Here is a 20,161-nt window from a genome sequence, read left to right on the forward strand (position 1 = left end):
GCGCCCGGGTCCCCGGCAGGTTTTCGAACTCGTGATATCGGCCCTGGGTTTTCCGGGCGAAGGAAGTTGACTCTTTTACTTTGATTGCTTATGCCCAAGTAAATTGATCAACAATGCAGCCGGGCCTGACCGACTGCCCGAGCCGGGACGAATGCCATGCTGCTGACCTTCCTCATCATGCTGCGCGAGGGGCTTGAGGCCGCGCTGATCATCGGGATCATGGCCAGCTATGTGGTGCAACGTGGCCGCGCCGGTGCCCTGCCCTCGATCTGGGCCGGTGCTGCGGCGGCGGTTGCGGTCTCGGTGGCGCTTGGCGCCGCGCTGACCTTTTCCGGCCTGCAATTTCCGCAACGCGAACAAGAGTTGTTCGAGGCGGGGGTCGGCGTTGTGGCCCTGCTTTTGTTGATGTCGATGCTGTTCTGGATGCGCCAGACCGGTCGCAAACTGCGTGGCGAGATCGAGGGGCAGGTCAGCCGCACCATGGGCACGGCGGGCTTCTCGCTGGCCCTGGCCGGCACCGCCTTCCTGATCGTCGGGCGCGAAGGGGTCGAAAGCGTGATGTTCGTCGTGGCGATCATCCAGCAGGCGCCGGGCCTGTCGATGCTGTCGGGCGCGCTTCTGGGTCTGGCGGCGGCCTTCCTGCTTGCCGTGCTGATCTTCCGGTTCGGCGTCCGGATCGACCTTGCCCGCTTCTTCCGCATCACCGGGGTTTTCGTCCTTCTGGTCGCCGCTGGCCTTGCCGCGGGCGTGCTGCGCAGCCTGCATGAGGCCGGGATCTGGAACCTGCTGCAGGACCGCGCCTATGACCTGAGCCACGTCCTGCCGACCGATGGCCCCTTGGGAGTGCTGCTGTCCGGCGTCTTCGGCTATTCCGATGCGCCGACCTGGGGCGAGGTTCTGGCCTATCTGATCGTGCTGATCCCCGCCCTTTACCTGTTCCTGCGGCCCCTGCCCCAGCGCAAGGCCGCCTCCCTCTCCGGGGCTGCCGCCAAAACCCCGATCTGACCCTTTCCTGACTGGAGACTGAAATGAAAACCCGCTTCTGGTCGCCCTTGGGCGCGGCCCTGACCCCGCTTACCCTTTTGGCACTCGGCCTTGGCGCGGCGCATGCCGAGACCAACCTTGCGCTCACCATCACCGACAAGGGCTGCGAGCCGAACCAGATCAGCGCCAGCGCCGGTCAGGTCACGGTCGAAGTGACCAACGCCAGCACCCGCGTCGTGGAATGGGAGATCCTGTCGGGCGTCATGGTGGTGGCCGAGCGTGAGAACATCCTGCCCGGCTTCAAGCAAAGCGTCTCGGCCAAGCTTTCCGCAGGGGATTATGGCCTGACCTGCGGGCTTCTGTCCAACCCGCGCGGCGTTCTGACCGTGGGTACCGACGGCTCGGCCAAGGTCGGTCCGGTCGACCCGATGCAGCTGGTCGGCCCCCTGTCGGAATACAAGATCTACGTCCAGACCGAGGCCGATGCCCTGGTCGCGGCGACCGAAGCCTTCGTCGCCGCGATCAAGGCGGGCGATGTCGAAAAGGCGCGTGGCCTCTTTGCCGCGACCCGGATGCCCTACGAGCGGATCGAGCCGATTGCCGAACTGTTCTCTGACCTCGATTCCTCGATCGACTCGCGCGCCGACGACTGGGAAAAGCGCGAGGCTGACCCGGGCTTTACCGGCTTCCACCGTCTGGAATATGCGCTTTTCAGCGAGAACAGCACCGCGGGGATGGAGCCCGTGGCCGACCGCCTGCTGGCCGATGTGACCACGCTTCAGGGCCGGATCAAGACCCTGACCGTGCCGCCCGCCACGATGATCGGCGGCGCGGCTGGCCTGATCGAGGAGGTTGCGGCCTCCAAGATCTCGGGCGAGGAGGATCGCTACAGCGGCACCGATCTCGCCGATTTCCAGGCCAATATGGAAGGCGCGCAGAAGATCCTGGAGCTGGTGACGCCCTTGGTCGCCGAACGGGACGCTGAGCTTCTGGCGCGCACCAATGCCAACTTCAAGACCGTGGACGAGGTGCTGGCCAAGTACCGCAAGGCGGATGGCAGCTTTGCCAATTACAAGGAGCTGACCGACGAGGACCGCCGCGCCCTGCAAGGCCCGATCGCGGCCCTGGCCGAGGATCTGGCCCGGCTTTCCGGCCTGCTTGGCATCCAGAACACCTGAGCGGAAGACCGGGCCATGCAAGCGACACGACGTTCTCTTCTTCTGGGCCTCGGCGCCCTTGCGGCGCCCGGCCTGATGCAGGTCAAGGCGGCGGCGGCCGAGACCGCCCCCGCTCCGGCTACCGGGCCGCAGGTGGTGCCGTGGCAGGGCGCGCATCAGGCGGGCATCACCACGGCGCGCCCCCCGCATGCGATCTTCATGGCCTTCGACCTGCTGGTGCCCGACCGGCAGGGCCTCGCAGGCCTCTTGCAACTGCTGACCCAGAGGATCGCCCTCTTGACCGGCACCGGGCCGATCGACCAAAGCCCCGATCCCCTGCAGCCGCCGCCCGAAAGCGGCTTGATGGGGGGCGAAAGGGTGGCGCAGTCGATGACGATCACCCTGTCGGTCGGCGCCTCGGTCTTCGCCGATCCGCGCTATGGGCTTGCGGCGCAGAGGCCGGCCGAGCTGATCGTGATGGAACGCTTCCCCAATGACGCGATCCATCCGGACATGGCGCATGGCGATCTGATGGTGCAGATCTGCGCCGACAGCGCCGAGGCCACGCTTTACGCCTTGCGCGACATCGTGCGCCAGACCGGGCCGATGCTGGCGCCACGCTGGCAGATCGCGGGCTTCCTGCCGCCCAAGGCGCTGACCGCGGCAGAGGCCACGGGCCGCAATGTCCTGGGCTTCAAGGATGGCACGGCCAATCCCTCGGCCGAGGACAAGGGCCTGATGGACAAGCTGGTCTGGCTTCAGCCCTCGGCGAAGGAGCCGGCCTGGACGGTCGGTGGCAGCTATCAGGTGGTCCGCCTGGTCCGCAATTTCGTCGAACGCTGGGACCGCACCCAACTCGCCGGGCAAGAGGCGATCATGGGGCGGCACCGGCTGTCCGGCGCGCCCCTGGGCATGGCCAACGAACATGACACGCCGGATTTCTCGCTGCCCGGGGTGCCGATGAACTCGCATATCCGGCTGGCCAATCCGCGCACCCCCGGGTCCGAGCGCAACCTGATCCTGCGGCGCGGCTACAACTATGCCCTGGGGCTGGACCGTTCGGGGCGGATGGACATGGGGCTGATCTTCGCGAGCTACCAGGCGAGCCTCGATGCCGGTTTTCGCGCCGTGCAAGCCCGCCTCGATGGCGAGCCCTTGGAGGAATATATCAAGCCCTTTGGCGGCGGTTATTTCTTTGCCCTGCCCGGGGTCTCCGAACAAGGCGGCTATCTTGGCCAGGGGATGCTGGCCTGAGACAGGGATCGACGAGGGGGCGCGAAAGCCCCCTCGGTCCTTAGCCATGCTGGCGCGGCAGGTCGAAGTACAGGGCCTCGCCCGGGGTCAGCCAGGTCAGATCGGGCAAAGCCTCGCCCGAGGCTTGCAGCGCGTCACCCGGGCGCAGGCGCTCGCCATCGACCTCGGCCAGACCTTCGATGATATGGACAAAGCCATGCCGGCCCGTGGCCTGCGCATCCGCCGCCTGCGGCAGGGAGGTCACTTCGCCCTCGGCAGGCGTCACGCGGTAGACTTGCGCACCCGACCGCAGGGCAAAGGCGCCATCCGCCCCATCGCCCCCCGCGACATGAACCATGCCGGGGCCGGTGGGCAGCGGCCTTTGCTGATAGCTGGGCGCGCCGCCCTTTTCATCCGGGATCAGCCAGATCTGCAGGAAATGCGCGGTCTCCTCGTCCGAGGCGTTCCACTCCGAATGGGTGATGCCCGAGCCTGCCGACATCAGCTGCACCTCCCCCGCCTTGATGGTGGAAATCGTGCCGATGCTGTCCTCGTGCCGCAAGGCGCCTTTCAGGACATAGGTCAGGATATCCATGCCGGCATGTTCATGCGCCGAAAAGCCCGAGCCGGGGATCACCCGATCATCGTTGATCACCCGCAGGGGCCCGACGCCCATCCGCATCGGGTCCTTGAACCCGCCGAAGGAGAAAGTGTGGTGGCTGTCGAGCCAGCCCATCAGGGTCCGGCCGCGCACCGTGTTTTCGTGAATGAGAAGCATCGTCTTGCCCTTTCCTGTCGCCTGCCCCGCCGTCTTGCGGGGGTGTGAGGGGGAACCGGCCCCGTGGCGGGGGCCGGTCCTTTCGGGGTCAATCCAGCTTGGGCAGGATCTCTTCGATCTGGCTGCGGAAGTTGGCATATTGCGCCGGCAGTTTCAGCGCCTGGCCGAGGTGGGCGGTATCCTCGTCGCGGTCAAAGCCGGGCTCGTTGGTGGCAACCTCGAAGAGCACGCCGCCCGGGGTGCGGAAGTAGATCGCCCAGAAGTAGTCGCGGTCGATCACCGGGGTCACATCATAGCCGGTGTCGATCAGGGCCTTGCGGACCTCCAGCTGCGCCGCGCGGTTTTCCACCGCAAAGGCGATGTGGTGGACCGAACCGGCACCTTGCCGGGCGGCATTGGCGCCGGGCAGCACCTCCAGATCGATCACATCGGCACCATTGCCGCCGGCGATGGCATAGCGGGTCACGTCACCTTGCGTATCGACCTTCTGGTAGCCCATGTATTGCAGAAGCTCACCCGTCGCCCCGCCATCGCGCAGCGTCATCGTGGCGCTGTGAAAGCCGTGGACGCCCTCGCCCCCCGGCACCGGACCGCCGAGATAGGCCTTGCGGGCATCATCGGCCACCTCGCTCAACGCAAAGCCGTCGCCGTCAGGCCCGAGGAAGCGCAGACGCTTCTCACCAAAGGCTTCCGCCTCTTTCAGCCCCTGCACGCTGGCCGTGGCCAGACGGTCCTTCCAGTAACCGAGCGAGCCTTTCGGCACCGAGAACACCGTCTCGGCCACTTCACCGGCACCGCGGCGGCCTTGCGGCATATGGCCGAAGGGGAAGTAGGTCATCACCGAACCGGGGGTGCCGACCTCGTCGCCGTAGTAGAGGTGATAGACATCGGGCTGGTCGAAGTTCACGGTCTTCTTCACCCGGCGCAGGCCCAGGGTATTGGTGAAGAAGGCGTTGTTCTTCTGGGCATCATCCGCCATCGAGGTGACGTGGTGAAGGCCTTTGATCTGGGTCAGCATGGCGAAACGTCCTTTCACGGGGGGCCGGGTCTCTGCCGCGGCGTTGATCTCATGTCAGAAACATGGGCCATCTGATTGCATTTAAGAATGCGCATAATTTCGCATTTACTATTGCACTTGCGACAATAGTCAGCAGGCCCCGGCACGCTCTGGCAACTGCCCCGCCACCCCGCACCGTCACCGTGCCGCCGCCATGCGGAACTACCTTGCCGCTGCGGTGCAGAAGCGTTTGACTTGAAGGGCAAAGCCGCGCAAGCCTGACTGAAACAGGCCCGTCACCAAGAAACGAAACCGTCAAACTTCCGCAAGGCGCGATGCAGTTTTACCTTCCCATCGCCGAAGTCTCGGTGAACGTCTTTGTCCTTTTGGGGCTGGGCGGCATCGTGGGCTTTCTGTCGGGCATGTTCGGGGTGGGCGGCGGCTTTCTGATCACGCCGTTGTTGATGCTGATCGGGATTCCGCCCGGCGTGGCGGTGGCGACCGGGGCCAATCAGGTGGTCGCCTCCTCGATCTCGGGCGTCCTGGCGCAGTTCAAGCGCCGGGCGGTCGACATGCGGATGGGCGGCGTGTTGACGGTGGGCGGCCTGATGGGATCGACCATCGGCGGCTATGTCTTCAACCTGATGAGCAAGCTTGGCCAGATCGACCTGCTGGTGCAGCTGTCCTACGTCCTGTTCCTGGGCGTGATCGGCGCGATGATGCTGATCGAAAGCCTCAACGCGCTGCGCAAATCCGACAAGGGGCAGATCAAGCGATCCAAGGTGCATTCCTGGGTGCACCGGATGCCGATCAAGATGAAGTTCCGCGCCTCGGGGCTTTATATCTCGGTCCTGCCGCCCCTGATGGTGGGTGGGGCTGTCGGTTTTCTCAGCGCGATCATGGGGGTCGGCGGCGGCTTTGTCATGGTGCCGGCCATGATCTACCTTTTGGGCATGCCGACGCGGGTGGTGGTGGGCACCTCGCTGTTCCAGATCACCTTTGTCACCGCCTATACCACGCTGGTCCATGCCGTCACCCACCACACGGTCGACATGATCCTGGCGCTGCTTCTCATCATCGGCGGGGTGATCGGGGCGCAGTTCGGCACCCGCGTCGGCGTGCGGCTGAAGGCCGAACAGCTGCGCATCCTTCTGTCGCTTCTGGTGCTTCTGGTGGCGGCCAAGATCGCCTATGACCTGCTGGCCACGCCGTCCGAGCTTTTCTCCGTCTCGCGGGTGGAACAATGATCCGCCTTGCCCTTGCCCTTCTGCTGCTGGCCCTGCCGGTGAAAGCCGAGGAGATCGTCTCGGGCGTCAGCCAGTCGGGCGTGTCGATCACCACCAGTTTCGACGGCGCGGCGATCCTGATCTATGGCGCGGTGATCCGCGAGGCGCCGCCGCCGGACTGGCCGCTGTTGCAGGTGATCATCACGGTCGAGGGGCCCGACCAGCCCCTCGTCATCCGCAAGAAGGAACATGTCGCGGGCATCTGGCTGAACCGGGGCGCGGTGCAGATCGCCTCGGCGCCGAGCTTTTACGCCGTCGCCACCACCGGCCCCCTGGACGAGATCCTGACGCCCGAAGAGGATGCCAAATACAAGATCTCGATCCTGCAGACCATCGAGGCCAAGCGGGGAGAGATCTCGCCCGACAAGGCCGATTACATCGCGGCGCTGCAGCGCATCCGCAAGACCGCGGGGTCGTACAAGCTGGCGCAAGACACGGTTCTGCTGCTGCGCCAGGCGCTGTTTCGCACCGATGTGGCGATGCCCGCCAACCTGGTCGAGGGCACCTACAAGGTCCGCATCTTCCTGACCCGGGGCGGCAAGGTGGTTGACATGCAGGACAACCAGATCGACGTGCGCAAGGCCGGGATCGAACGCAGCCTGTTCAACCTCGCGATGGATCAGCCGCTGGTCTACGGCATCCTGTCGCTGATGATGGCGATGGTCGCGGGCTGGGGCGCGTCCGAAGTGTTCAAGCGGCTGCGGACCTGACCGAACCCGCCTGGGCGAGGACCTGCGGAAAGGCCCGCCGCAGGGTCAGCCCGCGTCCGGCATTCATCACCATCAGCGCGGCCCAAAGACCGTGGTTGCCGAAGGCCGGCACCAGCACCGCCAGCGCCAGCACATAGACACAGGCGACCTGCAGCGCCGCATTGCGCATCGCCTGCGTCATCAGGGCGCCGATGAAGATGCCGTCATAGATCCAGCAGGCCGTCCCGATCAGCGGCGCCGCCACCAGCCAGGGGAGGAGATGCAGCGCCTCGCTCTGCACATCGGCGGCATTGGTCATCAGATGGATCGCGAGATACCCGCCCAGCGCGAAGACCAGCGCCAGCGCCACCGCCCCGCCATAGCCCCATTGCATCGACATCCGCGCCGCCCGGCGCAGCGCCGCAGGATCGCGCGCCCCCATCGCCTGCCCGACGAGGCTTTCGGCGGCAAAGGCGAAACCGTCCAGCGCGAAGGCCATGATCGACAGGAACTGCAACAGGATCTGGTTGGCGGCCAGCGTCGTGTCGCCGAACCGCGCGCCCAGAAAGACGAAGGCGGTGAAGGAGGTCTGCAGGATCACCGTCCGGATCAGGATATCCCGCCCGGCCGAGAAGGTCCGGCGCAGCGCCTGCCGGTCCGCCAGACGCCCGAGGGCAGCGCGCAGCGGTGCCAGCGCCTCCCGCGCGAGCCAAAGGCCGAGTGCAAGGCCCGTCGCCTCGGCAATCGTGCTGGCACTGGCCACTCCCGCCACACCCCAGCCCAGGCCCATGACGAACCACAGGTCCAGCACCATGTTCAGCGCGTTCTGCCACAGCTGCAGCACCAGAACCGCCCGCGTCCGCTCGGTGCCGACCAGATAGCCGGTCAGCGCATAAAGCCCGATGCTGGCCGGGGCGGCCCAGATCCGGATCTTCAGGAAAGTCAGGGCAAGCGCCTCGACCTCGGGCGAGGCGGGGGCGACCCGGAAGGCCAGCGCGAAAAGCAAGGGATGCAGCAGGATCAGCACCGCCCCTGCCCCGACCCCGACCAGAAGCGCGCGGATCAGCGTGGCGGAAAGCTCCACCCCGTCGCCGGCCCCCTTGGCCTGGGCGGCGAGGCCCGAGGTGCTCATCCGCAGAAAGCCGAAAGCCCAGTAGAGCAGCGACAGGATCGTGGCGCCCAGCCCCACGGCGCCGATCGGCGCGGCGAGCCCGAGATGGCCGATCACCGCCGTATCGACCGCGCCAAGCAGGGGCACGGTGGCATTGGACAGAACGATGGGCACCGCGATGGTCAGGATGCGGCGGTGGGTCAGCTGGATCATGGGCGCGTCACAGGCTTTCGGGCATCAGGAAATGCGCCGAGGCGAGCGCAAAGGGCCGGGCGCGGTTGTCCTGCCAGGCCTCGACCTGAACGCTGGCATAGCGGCGGCCCGAGCGGTTGACCCTGGCCCGCGCATAGGCATCGCGCGGCAGGCCGCTGCGCAGGAAATCGACGGTGAAGGTGATGGTCTTGGGCAGGGCGGGAAAGACCTCGGCATTGGGGTCGATGCGGCCGGATTCCATATCCTCCCAGAGGCTGGTCCAGGCCAGCTCGATGATCGCCGTCACCTCCAGAAAGGCCGCCGTCGCCCCGCCATGCAGCGCCGGCAGCAGGGGATTGCCGATCAGCGAGGGGTGAAAGGGCAGAACCGCCGTCAGCTCGTCGCCGCGCCGGTCAAAGCGCGCGCCGAGAAAGCCGATATAGGGCACGCCGGCGACCAGCCGGGCCAGCGCCGCCTCGCGCCGGGATTTGATCACCTCGACCGGTTCAGGGGGGCGGCGCATCATGCGGTCTCTTCCGTTTTCGGGCGTTCCAGGGTGAAGGTGCCGGTGCCCATCGCCACCGGGCGGCTTTCATCGGCATCGGTGGCCACGACGCGGACGAAGGCCACGCTGCGGGTGACGTGATGGCATTCGGCGCGGGCCGTCACGGTCTGGCCCGGCGTGGCGGGACGCATGTAATCGATCCGCAGATCCAGCGTCGCGGTGCTCGCCGGCGCCGCCGGATGGCACATGACCGAGGCGCCTGAGGCCGTATCCATCAGGGCCGAGATCGCCCCGCCATGCAGGACGCCGGTGCTGGGATCGCCGATCAGCCGCTTGTCATAGGGCATCCGGATCTCGGCCCGGCCCTCGCCCAGCTGCATCAGCTCCATGCCCAGGCTTTGCGCATAGGGCAGGCTTTCCAGGAAGAGTTTCGCTTGGCCAAGTATGTCCGTCATCACTGTCTTTCCGGGCTGTCTTTCCGGGCGGTCTTTCGCCCCCGTCGTGGGGCCGGTGCCCCGCCATTCTGGCCTCTGGGTCCCCGGGCGCAAGGGGGATTGTTGCACAAGCCCGCGCTTGCCCTTAGGGTAAGGCCAGAGGTGACAGCTTTGGCAGAAACCCGGCTTACTTTCAAAGAGATGTGCGCGAAGTTTGCCGTGACGCCGCGTACATTGCGCTACTACGAATACATCGAACTGCTGGCCCCGGAAAAACAGGGCCGGTCACGGTTCTACGGCGCGCGCGACGTGGCGCGGATGGTGCTGATCCTGCGCGGCAAACGCTTCGGCTTCTCGCTGGAGGAGTTGCGCCAGTGGCTGCTGATCTATGACCAGAAGGGCACCGCAGCCCAGCAGGAGGCCTGGATCGCCCTCGCCGACCGCCAGCTGAAAGTGCTGGAGCGCCAGCGCGAGGAGCTCGAGGCCACGATTGCCGAACTGCGCGTGCTGCGGAACCGCAAGATCGAATAGGCGCCCGGCATCAAAGTGTTACAGCAGCGTCACCGCGAAGTGACGCCGCTTTACCGTGCCTTTATTTGAGCGGCGGCTGCCAAAGGTTTACCCTGAGCCCGAAGCGGTGTCACGCTTCCCCGGGCGCCCGTGACCTCTCGCGCCGGGGCATTCTTTGGGAAAGCAGGATCTGTCATGTTCCGTTTCGCATCCGCGGCGGTCCTTGTGGCCGTCATGTCCGCAGCTACGATAACCGCCCCCTCCACGGCGCAGGCGGGCACCTCCGTCGTCGTCTCGGTCGGGCCGAACGGCCCGGTCCCGGCACCCGGCTATGTCTGGCGCTTTCATCAGGGCTATGGCTGGGGTTGGTATCATCCGCGCTATGGCTGGTATGTCCATCCAGTGGGCGTGGTCCCCGGGCCGGGCTTTGTCTGGCGCTATCACGCCGGCTATGGCTGGGGCTGGTATCACCCGCGCTACGGCTGGTATGTCCAGCCGGTCGGCCATGTTCCGGGCACAGGCTATGTCTGGAGCTTCCGCGCCGGCTATGGCTGGGGCTGGTATCATCCGCGCCTTGGCTGGTACGTCGGCCACTACTATTGACACAGCAGGCCCCGGGCGCAAACCCGGGGCCTTTGCCCCCTGCGGGGGCGGCTTTCCGGTCAAAATGACGTGACGTCACGTTGACGTTAACGTCAACCTCTCTACCAAAACGGCCCTTCGAAGCCCATTTTGGGGACAACACCCCCGATATAGCTTTCGAAAGCGAGCCATGACCGAGTTTTTGACCATCCGCGAGATGTGTGCCAGCTTTGCTGTCACCCCGCGCACCCTGCGTTTTTACGAACAGAAAGAGCTGCTCTTCCCGCAAAGGGATGGCACGCGCCGCCTTTACGGCAAACGGGATCGCGCCCGGCTGACCCTGATCCTGCGCGGCAAGCGCTTTGGCTTTTCGCTCGAGGATATCCGCCAGCTTCTGGACATGTATGACCGCGACGGATCGAACGAGCAGCAATTGCGCCGCACCTACGATCTGGCGCAGGATCGTCTGGCCCAGATGCAGGCCCAGCGCGCCGAACTGGACGAGGCGATTGCCGAGCTGCAGGGCGAATTGACGCAAGCCGCCGCCCTGATCGCAGGCCTGCGTCAGGCCGCCGAATAGGCGACCATCCGGAGGACGTGCCACGAAGGGGAGAGTGCGATGACGTACAAGGCGCCGCTGCGGGACTACGACTTTCTGCTGCATCAGGTCTTGCGGGTGCAAGGGATGGACATCCCCGGCTATGCCGAGCTTGACCCCTCCTTCACCGGCGCCGTTCTGGAGGAGGCGGGCAAGCTCGCCTCCGAGGTGCTGGCCCCCCTGAACGCCGTCGGCGACCACGAGGGCTGCCACCTCGACAATGGCATCGTGCGCACCCCCACCGGCTTTTGCGCCGCCTTCGACAAGCTGCGCGACGGTGGCTGGACCGCGCTGGATGTCGAGTCCGAATATGGCGGCCAGGGCCTGCCTTACCTCATGCATGTCGTGGTGAACGAACCCTTCGTCTCGGCCAACATGGCGCTGAACATGTATATGGGCCTGACCCATGGCGCCTATTCCGCGATCCGCGTGCATGGCTCGGCGGAACAGAAGGCCGCCTACCTGCCCAAGCTCGCCTCTTGCGAATGGACCGGCACGATGAACCTGACCGAGCCGCAATGCGGCACCGATCTGGGCCTGATCCGCACGAAGGCCGAGCCTGCGGGCGATGGCTCTTACCGGATCACCGGGACCAAGATCTTCATCTCGGCCGGGGACCATGATCTGGCCGAGAACATCATCCACCTCGTCCTGGCCAAGGCGCCGGGTGGCGGGCCCGGCACGCGCGGCATCAGCCTCTTCGTCGTGCCCAAGGTTCTGGCCGATGGCACGCGCAACGCCGTCAGCCCCGGCAAGGTCGAAGAGAAGATGGGCATCCACGGCAACGCGACCTGCGTGATGAACTTCGACGGCGCCACCGGCTGGCTGGTGGGCGAGGAACACAAGGGCATGCGCGCCATGTTCACCATGATGAACGAGGCGCGGCTCGGCGTCGGCATGCAGGGCTATGCGGTGGCCGAAGCCGCCTATCAGGCCGCCGTCGCCTATGCCCATGACCGCCGTCAGGGCCATGCGATGGCCCTCTCCGCCCCGCCCCCCGATGCGCCGGCGGACCCGATCCTCGTGCATCCCGACATCCGCCGCAGCCTGATGGACCAGCGCGCCTTCATCGAGGGCGCCCGCGCCCTGACCCTCTGGGGCGCCAGCCTGATCGACGCGGCGCATCGCAAGGGCGACACGGCGGCCGAGGGGCTGATCTCGCTGCTGATCCCGGTGATCAAGGGCTTCCAGACCGACAAGGGTTTCGAGGCGGCGGTGGCGGCCCAGCAGGTCTGGGGCGGCCACGGCTATATCGAAGACAACCCGATGAGCCAGTTCGTCCGCGATGCCAGGATCGCGATGATCTACGAAGGCGCCAATGGCGTGCAGGCGCTGGATCTGGTCGGGCGCAAGATGGGGGCCGATGGCGGCAAGCCGGCGATGGCCTTCTTCGCCCTGGTCAAGGCCGAGTGCCAGGCCCATGACGATGATCCGCGGATGGAGCCCTTCACCCGGCCCCTGAAAGCCGCCTCCAAGCAGATGCAGGCGGCGGGGATGTATTTCCTCTCCGCCGGGGTGAAGAACCCCGATGACGCGCTCGCGGGCTCCACCGACTTTTTGCACCTGATCGGCCATGTCTGCCTCGGCCTGATGTGGCTGCGCATGGCGCGCGCCGCGCTGACCGGGCTCGACGCCGGCGAGGACGGCTTTCTGCGCGCCAAGCTGGTCACCGCGCGCCATTACATGACCCGCCTCCTGCCCGCCTGCGCCCTGCATCTGGCGCGGATCGAGACCGGGGGCGAGATGGTCATGGGCCTCGCGCCGGGGGATTTCTGATGCGCCCCCGAACCCGCCGCCCGCAACCCCGCCCGCGATCCGCATTTTCCTTCCCGGCCGAGGCCCGCTAGGCTCCGGCCGAAAGGAGATTCCGATGCCCAAACGCTTCCGCCTGACCCGCCGTTTTCCCGTCGCCATGACCGAAGACGGCTACCGCCGCCTGAAACGCTTTGCCACCGAAGCTGGCCTCGACGAGGGCGAGGCGCTGTCCTTCCTCTTCGAACATTTCGACAGCGTGACCGACACCGAGACCCTCACCCACCGCCTGCGCCTGTTTAACAGCGAGCTGGAGGACAGGAAGAGATGATCCAGCCCAACAAAGGCCCTGCCGGCAGAACGCCTGCGGCGGGCGGATATTTGGATCTGGATGAAACTGCGGGCAGGGCCGCCGCCCCCTGGTCCACCCTGCCCCGAGGCTCCGTTTTGGCTATCCGTCATGTCGAGGCAGGGCTTCACCCAGAACGGTCATCGGCTTCCCAGCCTGTACCGTACGGAAATCATGCCGGATCAGGGTTAAAGTCAGGTTAACTTCATTCAGACAGAAATATCCTCCGGGGGTCCGGGGGTGGAAAACCCCCGGCACCGGCCCGGGGCGCGACACGGGAAAAGAGGGAGCGACGATGAAGCTGTACGGATTTGGCGAAAGCGGCAATGCCTACAAGGTGGCACTGATGCTGACCCTGACGAAGACCCCCTGGGAGCTGGAGTTCATCCCCTTCTTCACCGGCGGCACCCGCACCCCGGAGTTTCGCGCCGTCAACCCGATGGGCGAGGCGCCGGTGCTGGTGGACGGGGATCTGACCCTGACCCAATCCGGCGTCATGCTCGACTATCTGGCGGAAAAGACCGGCCTTTTCGGCGGCCGCGACGCCGCCGAAAAGCGCGAGATCCTGCGCTGGATCCTCTGGGACAACCACAAATTCTCCACCCAGATCGGCACCACCCGGTTCCTGATGAACTTCCTGCCGGTCGAAAAGCGCTCCGATGCGGTGATCGGCTTTCTGCAGGGGCGCCTCAAGGCCGCCTGTCAGGTGCTGGAGCAGCATCTGGCCGACCGCGCCTGGATCGCGGCCGACCGGCCGACCATCGCGGACCTCTCCTGCTGCAGCTATCTCTATTACCCCGAGCCCTTCGGCTTCTCGCGCGCCGCCTGGCCGCATATCGCGGCCTGGCTCGACCGGATCAGCGCCCTGCCGGGCTGGCAGCATCCCTATGACCTGATGCCCCGCGCCTTTTCCGCCGCATGACATGACCCCGTGAGGACACCATGACCGACGCCTTCATCTACGACGCGATCCGCAGCCCGCGCGGCAAGGGACGGGCCGATGGCAGCCTGCACGAGGTGACCGCCGTCGCCCTCTCGGCCCAGATGCTCGACGCCCTCGCCGCGCGCAGCGGTCTTGGCGGGGCGGTGGTCGAGGATGTCATCTGGGGCAATGTCACCCAGATCGGCGAACAGGGTGGCTGCCTTGCCCGCTCGGCCGTTCTGGCCTCAAACCTGGACGAGGCGATCCCGGGCCTGTCGATCAACCGCTTCTGCGCCTCGGGGCTGGAGGCGGTGAACCTCGCCGCCAATCAGGTCAAGGCCGGCGCGGGCCACGGTTATATCGCCGGCGGGGTGGAGATGATGGGCCGCGTGGCCATGGGCTCCGACGGCGCGGCGATTGCCGTGGACCCGAGCCTTGCGATGAAGACCTATTTCGTCCCGCAAGGCATCTCTGCCGATATCATCGCCACCGAATACGGCTTCACCCGCGATCAGGCCGATGCCTATGCCGTGGAAAGCCAGCGCCGCGCCGCCCTGGCCTGGGCCGAGGGGCGCTTTTCCCGCTCGGTCGTGCCGGTGCGCGACCGCAACGGCCTGATGATCCTCGACCGCGACGAATACATGCGCCCGGGCACCGACATGCAGACGCTCGGCGCCCTCAAACCCGCCTTTCAGGAGATGGGCGAGGTCATGCCCGGCTTCGACAAGGTCGCCCTGATGAAATACCCGCATCTGGAGCGGATCAGCCATATCCACCACGCCGGCAATTCCAGCGGCATCGTCGATGGCGCCGCGGCCGTCCTGATCGGCGATGCCGAGTTCGGGCGGATGCAGGGCTTACGCCCCCGCGCCCGCATCCGCGCCACCGCCAAGATCGGCACCGATCCGACCATCATGCTGACCGGCCCGGTCCCCGTCACCCAGCGCATCCTCGAAACCGCGGGCCTCGCCTTCTCCGACATCGACCTGTTCGAGGTGAACGAGGCCTTCTCGGCCGTCGTCCTGCGCTTTCTGCAGGCCTTCGGCGCCGATCCGGAGCGGGTCAACGTCAATGGCGGGGCGATCGCGATGGGCCATCCCCTCGGCGCCACCGGGGCGATGATCCTCGGCACCCTGCTGGACGAGATGGAGCGGCAAGACAAGGCGCTGGGGCTCGCCACGCTCTGTGTGGCCAGCGGCATGGGGGCGGCCACGATCCTGGAAAGGCTGTAAAGATGCGCTGTGCGGCGGAGGCGTGGCAGGGAATAGCCGAGGCGCGGGTCCGGCGGGCTTGCGCGTTAAACTCGCGTTCAGTTTCCTCGGCTAACCTGAGGCCCGAAACCCCCAATTCAGGTGCGCTGCATGCCGCTTCAGAAGATTCAGGACTTCTTGCAATGGCGCGTCGACGCCACTCTGGCCGGCAATTTCGACCTTCTGGCGCCGTTCTACCGCTATCCGCTGCACATCGCCTTCGACACGGGGGCGGTCGAAATCGCCGATCATGCGCAGATGACCCGGTTTCTAGCGGAGTTTCGCGCCGATTGGCTGCGGCGCGAGGTGGCCCGCGTCACGGTCGAGGTGACCAAGCTGGTCCATGGCAAGAATGGCCGTTTCCGGGTCTGGGCCATCAGCCGGGAATACGACGCCACGGATGCCCTCTGCGGGCAAAGCACCTATGTGCAGTATTGTCAGAACACCGCTTTCGGCATCCGCACCGAGATGTTCGAAACCATCCGCTACGAACCCGGCAAATTGCCGGTGACGGCAGACAGCGGGATCTGAACGCCTCAGGCAGCCGCTTGCGTGCGGTCGGCCTGCGGGCCTACGCTGCGCCATGCGTGCCGTTGATCTGCCGGGGCAAGGCGGGGTTCCTCCCTTTGCCCGGCGATGCGGCCTTTGCCGAAGGGGGGCGACCATGCCAAAACTTGACCTGACCAAAGCGCCGGTGAAGACCGGCTCGATCTATCCCGAACCCTATGCCGCGATGATGGCCGGGCGGTCCTCGATCCGCCTGGGCGAGGCGGGGGGGCTCACGCAGTTCGGCGTCAATCTCGTGCGGCTGGAGCCGGGGGCGCTGTCCAGCCTGCGGCACTGGCATATGAACGAGGATGAATTCGTCATGGTGACCGAAGGCGAATGCATCCTGGTGCAGGACGCGGGCGAAACCGTGATGCGGGTCGGCGATTACGCGGCCTTCCCGGCAGGATCGCCCGACGGGCACCAGTTCATCAACCGGTCGGACAAGCTGGCGGTGTTTCTGGTCGTGGGCACCAAGGCGAAGACCGAGGTTGCGACCTATTCCGACATCGACTTCAAGATCCACATCGCCGAGGGCAAAGCCCGCTTCACCTACAAGGATGACAGCGATTGGACGGGGCCGCGCTGATGCCGAAACTGCCGCCGCAACCGATCCAGCAGGCCAAAGGCTACGCCCATCCGGTGCTGGGCGGGGGTCTTGGCGATTACGCCTATCAGCTCCTGTCCGACCCCGGCGGTCTGACCCAGTTCGGCGCCTTCATCGAGATCCTGCCGCCCGGCGCCAGCTCTTCCTTCCGCCATTGGCACGAGGCCGAGGATGAGCTGGTGGTGATCCTGTCGGGCGAGGTGATCCTTGTCGAGGACCGCGAAGAGGTGCTGCGCCCCGGCGATGTGGCCGCCTGGCCCGCCGGTCTCGCCATCGGCCATTGCCTGCAGAACCGCTCCGGCGCGGAGGCGCGCTATCTGGTGATCGGCACCCGTGGGCCCGATGACGTGATCCATTACCCCGACCACGATCTGATCACCGTCAAGACCGGCGCCCAGCGGCGCTATCTTCATGCCGACGGGCGGGAGCGGGGTTGAGATGGAGCCTGTCGTCCTGCTGCAATCCTATCTCGACGATGTGGCGACAGCGCTTCTGGCCGACGACTGGCCCGCCTATCGCCGCAGGATCTGCCTGCCTTGCGCCGTGATCAGCCATGACGAAAGCAAGCTGGTGACGACCGAGGAAGACCTGCGGCTGGGCTTCGACATCTTCCGCGACATCTTTCGCGCCCAGCGCGTCACCGATTACATCCGGCTTGTCGATCAGGCCCACCAGCTTGACCTCGACCTGATCGCGGGCAGCTATGTCTCGCATGTGATCGCGGGTGGGCACCGCGTGATCGCCCCCTACCGCTCGATCATGGTCTTGCGGCTGGAAGACGACGTCTGGCGCGCCGCCTCTGTCACCAACGGGCTGGCCAACAGCCGCTGGCCCCTGGTGCGGCGCGGCCTTTCCCTCAATCCCGAAGGACCAAAGTGATGAGCGATTTTCTCTATGCGGTCGATGTCGATGGCGTGGCCACGATCACCTGGGATCTGCCCGGGCGGTCGATGAACGTGATGTCGCTGGCGGGCTTTGCCGAGCTGGAGGCGCTGGTGGACCGCGCCCTCGGCGATCCGGTGGTCAAGGGGGTGATCCTGACCTCGGGCAAGAAGGATTTCGCCGGTGGCATGGATCTGGCCGTCCTGGCCGAGATGCGGGACGGCGGGGCCGAGGCGATCTTCGCCGGGGTGATGAACACCCACCGCATCCTGCGCAAGATCGAGCGGGCCGGGATGGACGCCAAGACGCTGAAAGGCGGCAAGCCGATCGTCGCGGCCCTGCCCGGCACCGGGCTTGGCATCGGCTTTGAACTGCCACTCGCCTGCCACCGGATCATCGCCGCCGACAACCCCAAGGCCAAGATCGGCCTGCCCGAAAGCCTGATCGGCATCTTCCCCGGCGCAGGCGGCACCACCCGGCTGATCCGCAAGCTGGGCATCATGCTGGCCGCCCCCTACCTGATGGAGGGCAAGCTCCTCGACCCGAGGGCCGCAAAGATGGAGGGCCTGATTGACGAGGTGGTGGCTCCCGAGGCCCTGCTGGCCCGCGCCAAGGAATGGGTTCTGGCCGCGAAAGAGGCGGATCTGGTGAAGCCCTGGGATCAGAAGGGCTACAAGATGCCCGGCGGCACGCCCTATTCGGCTGCGGGTTTCATGACCTTCGTCGGCGCCAATGCGATGATCCTGGGGCGCACCCAAGGCGTCTATCCCGCCGCCAAGGCGCTGTTGCAGGCGGCCTATGAAGGCGCGCTGGTGCCCTTCGACCTTGCCCTGAAGGTCGAGGCGCGGGCCTTCACCGGGGTGCTGTTGAACCCCTCCTCCTCCGCCATGATCCGCAGCCTGTTCCTCAACAAAGAGGCGCTGGAAAAGGGCGCCAACCGCCCCGCCCTGCCCGACCAATCGGTGCAAAGACTGGGCGTGGTCGGCGCCGGCATGATGGGCGCGGGCATCGCCTATGTCGCGGCCAATGCCGGGATCAGCGTGGTCCTCGTCGATGCCACGGAGGAGGCCGCCGCACGCGGCAAATCCCATGCCGAGGATCTGCTGGAAAAGGGCGTCCAGCGCCGCAAGGTCACCGTGGAGAAGAAGGCCGAAGTCCTCTCCCGCATCACCGCCACCGCCGATTACGCCGCCCTTGCGGGCTGCGATCTGGTCGTCGAAGCCGTGTTCGAGGACCCCAAGGTCAAGGCCGAGGTGACTGCCAAGGTCGAGGCCGTGGTGGGCACCGACTGCATCTTTGCCACCAACACCTCCACCCTGCCGATCACCGGCCTCGCCCGCGCCAGCCAAAGGCCGGATCAGTTCATCGGCATCCATTTCTTCTCGCCCGTCGACAAGATGGCGCTGGTCGAGATCATCAAGGGCAAGGCGACCGGGGAGCGTGCCGTGGCCAAGGCGCTCGACTTCGTCCGCGCCCTGCGCAAGACGCCGATCGTGGTGAACGACGCCCGCTTCTTCTATGCCAACCGCTGCATCATTCCCTACATCAACGAGGGCATCCGGATGGTCGCCGAAGGGGTGGAGCCGGCGCTGATCGAAAACGCGGCGCGGCTGGTGGGGATGCCGGTGGGGCCCCTGCAGCTGGTGGACGAGACCTCGATCGACCTTGGCGTCAAGATCGCGAAGGCGACCAAGGCCGCGATGGGCGATTCCTATCCCGATGGCGCGGTGGATACGGTGCTTTTCACCCTTGCCGATGCGGGCCGTCTGGGGCGCAAGGCCAAGGCGGGCTTTTACGCCTATGATGCGGCGGGCAAGCGCGAGGGGCTCTGGCCCGGCCTCGCCCAGCACTGGCCGGTGGCGCCCCTGCAACCCGACCTCGTCACCATCCAGCACCGGCTCTTGATGATCCAGACGCTGGAGGCGGTGCGGGCTTTGGAGGAAGGCGTTCTGACCGACATCCGCGAGGGCGATGTCGGCGCGATCCTCGGCTGGGGCTTTGCGCCCTGGTCGGGCGGGCCGTTCAGCTGGCTCGACATGATCGGTGCGGGCAAGGCGGTGGAGATCTGCGAAGGCCTTGCCGCAAGCTTCGGCCCGCGCTTTGCGGTGCCGGCGCTTCTGGTGCAGGTGGCAGACAGCGGGGCGGGGTTCTACGACCGGTTCACCAGCCGCAACAAGGCGGCCTGAGCGTCGCGGCGCAGGGCCTGACCGGCCTCTTCGGCGATCATCGCCGCCACCAGATGCCGTGCCGCGGCAAGGGGCAGGACCGCCCGCTCGGACCGGCTGAACAGAAGCTGGATCAGATCGGATTCGCCGGTCGCGACCCCCTCGACGCCGATCACCAGCCCCTGACCCACTTCCAGCAGGCTGGGCCGGGACAGGCGCATGATCAGGATGGTCTCGGGGCTGAGCGGCAGCTGCGGTGCGATGCCGCGCCAGCCCTCCAGTGCCGCGGCGGGCACCAGCACCTCGGTCTCGCCGGTGATGGGCATGGCATGGGGCGTCTCGATCAGGACAGGCTGGCCCGGGGGCAGCAGCACTTCCTCCAGATTGCCAAGCGCGCCTTCGGGAAAGCGCACGGCCCAAAGCGCCTCGCGGGGTTCCGGAGCGATGGTGACGATGGGGCAAAGCCCGGCCTCGCGCGTCACCACCAGATCCCCGGCCGAGAGTTCGCCCATCTCGACCCAGCCGGTCGCGGTCAGCACCGGGGTCGAGGTGTAAAGCCCGCAGGCCAGGCTCGCACGGCCCTTCAAGGCGATACCCAATGTCAGATCGTGACGGCCCATGATCGGCACACC

23 protein-coding genes are annotated in these 20,161 nt (G+C 66.3%); 17 read left to right on the plus strand and 6 right to left on the minus strand.

What is annotated here, in order from left to right; translation table 11 throughout:
• Nucleotides 1-156: 156 nt before the first annotated feature.
• From efeU to AC1DZT_RS12935, 3 genes are read left to right on the plus strand one after another with little or no spacing between them, the layout of a single operon-like run.
• Nucleotides 157-1,005 (plus strand): iron uptake transporter permease EfeU, encoded by an 849-nt coding sequence (gene efeU / locus AC1DZT_RS12925; protein WP_478007051.1) that lies wholly within the window; start codon nucleotides 157-159, stop codon nucleotides 1,003-1,005.
• 23 nt (nucleotides 1,006-1,028) lie between these two features.
• Complete coding sequence (efeO, locus tag AC1DZT_RS12930; protein WP_478007052.1) at nucleotides 1,029-2,162, plus strand: iron uptake system protein EfeO; 1,134 nt, start codon at nucleotides 1,029-1,031, stop codon at nucleotides 2,160-2,162.
• 15 nt (nucleotides 2,163-2,177) lie between these two features.
• A complete protein-coding gene (locus tag AC1DZT_RS12935) occupies nucleotides 2,178-3,395 on the plus strand; it encodes a Dyp-type peroxidase (RefSeq protein ID WP_478007053.1) in 1,218 nt (405 codons plus the stop codon).
• A 40-nt stretch (nucleotides 3,396-3,435) separates the two neighbouring features.
• Here AC1DZT_RS12935 and AC1DZT_RS12940 read toward each other — a convergent pair whose 3' ends face one another.
• Together AC1DZT_RS12940 and AC1DZT_RS12945 are read right to left on the minus strand one after the other, a co-directional pair.
• The gene (locus AC1DZT_RS12940) at nucleotides 3,436-4,152 is read right to left on the minus strand and encodes a pirin family protein (protein WP_478007054.1); all 717 of its coding nucleotides are present in this window, start codon (nucleotides 4,150-4,152) and stop codon (nucleotides 3,436-3,438) included.
• 88 nt (nucleotides 4,153-4,240) lie between these two features.
• Nucleotides 4,241-5,170, minus strand: a complete 930-nt coding sequence (locus tag AC1DZT_RS12945) for a ring-cleaving dioxygenase (protein WP_478007055.1) — start codon at nucleotides 5,168-5,170, stop codon at nucleotides 4,241-4,243.
• A gap of 314 nt (nucleotides 5,171-5,484) precedes the next feature.
• Between AC1DZT_RS12945 and AC1DZT_RS12950 the strand changes: the two genes are divergently transcribed.
• A complete protein-coding gene (locus AC1DZT_RS12950; protein WP_478007056.1) occupies nucleotides 5,485-6,396 on the plus strand; it encodes a sulfite exporter TauE/SafE family protein in 912 nt (303 codons plus the stop codon).
• The gene (locus AC1DZT_RS12955) at nucleotides 6,393-7,145 is read left to right on the plus strand and encodes a TIGR02186 family protein (protein ID WP_478007057.1); all 753 of its coding nucleotides are present in this window, start codon (nucleotides 6,393-6,395) and stop codon (nucleotides 7,143-7,145) included. Before AC1DZT_RS12950 ends, AC1DZT_RS12955 begins: the two co-directional genes overlap by 4 nt.
• On the opposite strand, the gene AC1DZT_RS12960 is transcribed toward AC1DZT_RS12955, so the two are convergent.
• The 3 genes from AC1DZT_RS12960 to AC1DZT_RS12970 are packed head-to-tail and all read right to left on the minus strand — an operon-like array spanning nucleotide 7,126 to nucleotide 9,387.
• Complete coding sequence (locus AC1DZT_RS12960; RefSeq protein ID WP_478007058.1) at nucleotides 7,126-8,448, minus strand: MATE family efflux transporter; 1,323 nt, start codon at nucleotides 8,446-8,448, stop codon at nucleotides 7,126-7,128. The two genes, AC1DZT_RS12955 and AC1DZT_RS12960, sit on opposite strands and share 20 nt — an antisense overlap.
• Nucleotides 8,449-8,455: 7 nt before the next feature.
• Nucleotides 8,456-8,953, minus strand: coding sequence for a PaaI family thioesterase (locus AC1DZT_RS12965; RefSeq protein WP_478007059.1), 498 nt, complete (start codon nucleotides 8,951-8,953; stop codon nucleotides 8,456-8,458).
• Nucleotides 8,950-9,387, minus strand: coding sequence for a PaaI family thioesterase (locus AC1DZT_RS12970; RefSeq protein WP_478007060.1), 438 nt, complete (start codon nucleotides 9,385-9,387; stop codon nucleotides 8,950-8,952). Before AC1DZT_RS12970 ends, AC1DZT_RS12965 begins: the two co-directional genes overlap by 4 nt.
• A gap of 150 nt (nucleotides 9,388-9,537) precedes the next feature.
• Here AC1DZT_RS12970 and AC1DZT_RS12975 point away from each other — a divergent pair, with 150 nt between their 5' ends.
• The 12 genes from AC1DZT_RS12975 (at nucleotide 9,538) to AC1DZT_RS13030 (ending at nucleotide 19,550) form a co-directional block, all read left to right on the plus strand.
• Entirely contained in the window at nucleotides 9,538-9,897 is a 360-nt protein-coding gene (locus AC1DZT_RS12975) for a MerR family transcriptional regulator (protein WP_478007061.1), read from the plus strand.
• Between the two features lie 174 nt (nucleotides 9,898-10,071).
• Nucleotides 10,072-10,479: a hypothetical protein gene (locus AC1DZT_RS12980; protein WP_478007062.1), complete on the plus strand. Its 408-nt coding sequence runs from the start codon at nucleotides 10,072-10,074 to the stop codon at nucleotides 10,477-10,479.
• A gap of 169 nt (nucleotides 10,480-10,648) precedes the next feature.
• The gene (locus AC1DZT_RS12985; protein WP_478007063.1) at nucleotides 10,649-11,038 is read left to right on the plus strand and encodes a MerR family transcriptional regulator; all 390 of its coding nucleotides are present in this window, start codon (nucleotides 10,649-10,651) and stop codon (nucleotides 11,036-11,038) included.
• A gap of 39 nt (nucleotides 11,039-11,077) precedes the next feature.
• Nucleotides 11,078-12,832 carry an acyl-CoA dehydrogenase C-terminal domain-containing protein gene (locus AC1DZT_RS12990; protein ID WP_478007064.1) on the plus strand — a complete coding sequence of 585 codons (1,755 nt, stop codon included), beginning with the start codon at nucleotides 11,078-11,080 and terminating at the stop codon, nucleotides 12,830-12,832.
• 94 nt (nucleotides 12,833-12,926) lie between these two features.
• The gene (locus AC1DZT_RS12995) at nucleotides 12,927-13,139 is read left to right on the plus strand and encodes a hypothetical protein (protein WP_478007065.1); all 213 of its coding nucleotides are present in this window, start codon (nucleotides 12,927-12,929) and stop codon (nucleotides 13,137-13,139) included.
• 313 nt (nucleotides 13,140-13,452) lie between these two features.
• Nucleotides 13,453-14,079: a glutathione S-transferase family protein gene (locus AC1DZT_RS13000; RefSeq protein ID WP_478007066.1), complete on the plus strand. Its 627-nt coding sequence runs from the start codon at nucleotides 13,453-13,455 to the stop codon at nucleotides 14,077-14,079.
• A 20-nt stretch (nucleotides 14,080-14,099) separates the two neighbouring features.
• A complete protein-coding gene (locus AC1DZT_RS13005) occupies nucleotides 14,100-15,311 on the plus strand; it encodes an acetyl-CoA C-acetyltransferase (protein ID WP_478007067.1) in 1,212 nt (403 codons plus the stop codon).
• A gap of 129 nt (nucleotides 15,312-15,440) precedes the next feature.
• Nucleotides 15,441-15,860, plus strand: coding sequence for a hypothetical protein (locus AC1DZT_RS13010; RefSeq protein WP_478007068.1), 420 nt, complete (start codon nucleotides 15,441-15,443; stop codon nucleotides 15,858-15,860).
• Between the two features lie 133 nt (nucleotides 15,861-15,993).
• Nucleotides 15,994-16,464, plus strand: coding sequence for a cupin domain-containing protein (locus tag AC1DZT_RS13015; protein WP_478007069.1), 471 nt, complete (start codon nucleotides 15,994-15,996; stop codon nucleotides 16,462-16,464).
• Nucleotides 16,464-16,919, plus strand: coding sequence for a cupin domain-containing protein (locus AC1DZT_RS13020; protein ID WP_478007070.1), 456 nt, complete (start codon nucleotides 16,464-16,466; stop codon nucleotides 16,917-16,919). The genes AC1DZT_RS13015 and AC1DZT_RS13020 overlap by 1 nt, the downstream gene beginning before the upstream one ends.
• A gap of 1 nt (nucleotide 16,920) precedes the next feature.
• Nucleotides 16,921-17,361 carry a hypothetical protein gene (locus tag AC1DZT_RS13025; RefSeq protein WP_478007071.1) on the plus strand — a complete coding sequence of 147 codons (441 nt, stop codon included), beginning with the start codon at nucleotides 16,921-16,923 and terminating at the stop codon, nucleotides 17,359-17,361.
• Nucleotides 17,361-19,550 carry a 3-hydroxyacyl-CoA dehydrogenase NAD-binding domain-containing protein gene (locus tag AC1DZT_RS13030; protein ID WP_478007072.1) on the plus strand — a complete coding sequence of 730 codons (2,190 nt, stop codon included), beginning with the start codon at nucleotides 17,361-17,363 and terminating at the stop codon, nucleotides 19,548-19,550. Before AC1DZT_RS13025 ends, AC1DZT_RS13030 begins: the two co-directional genes overlap by 1 nt.
• Here the strand turns inward: AC1DZT_RS13030 and AC1DZT_RS13035 are convergent.
• On the minus strand, nucleotides 19,514-20,149 hold the full coding sequence (locus tag AC1DZT_RS13035) for a Hint domain-containing protein (protein ID WP_478007073.1): 636 nt from the start codon (nucleotides 20,147-20,149) through the stop codon (nucleotides 19,514-19,516). The two genes, AC1DZT_RS13030 and AC1DZT_RS13035, sit on opposite strands and share 37 nt — an antisense overlap.
• Nucleotides 20,150-20,161: the final 12 nt, after the last annotated feature.

Source organism: Rhodobacter sp. P1_C2 (assembly GCF_056406375.1).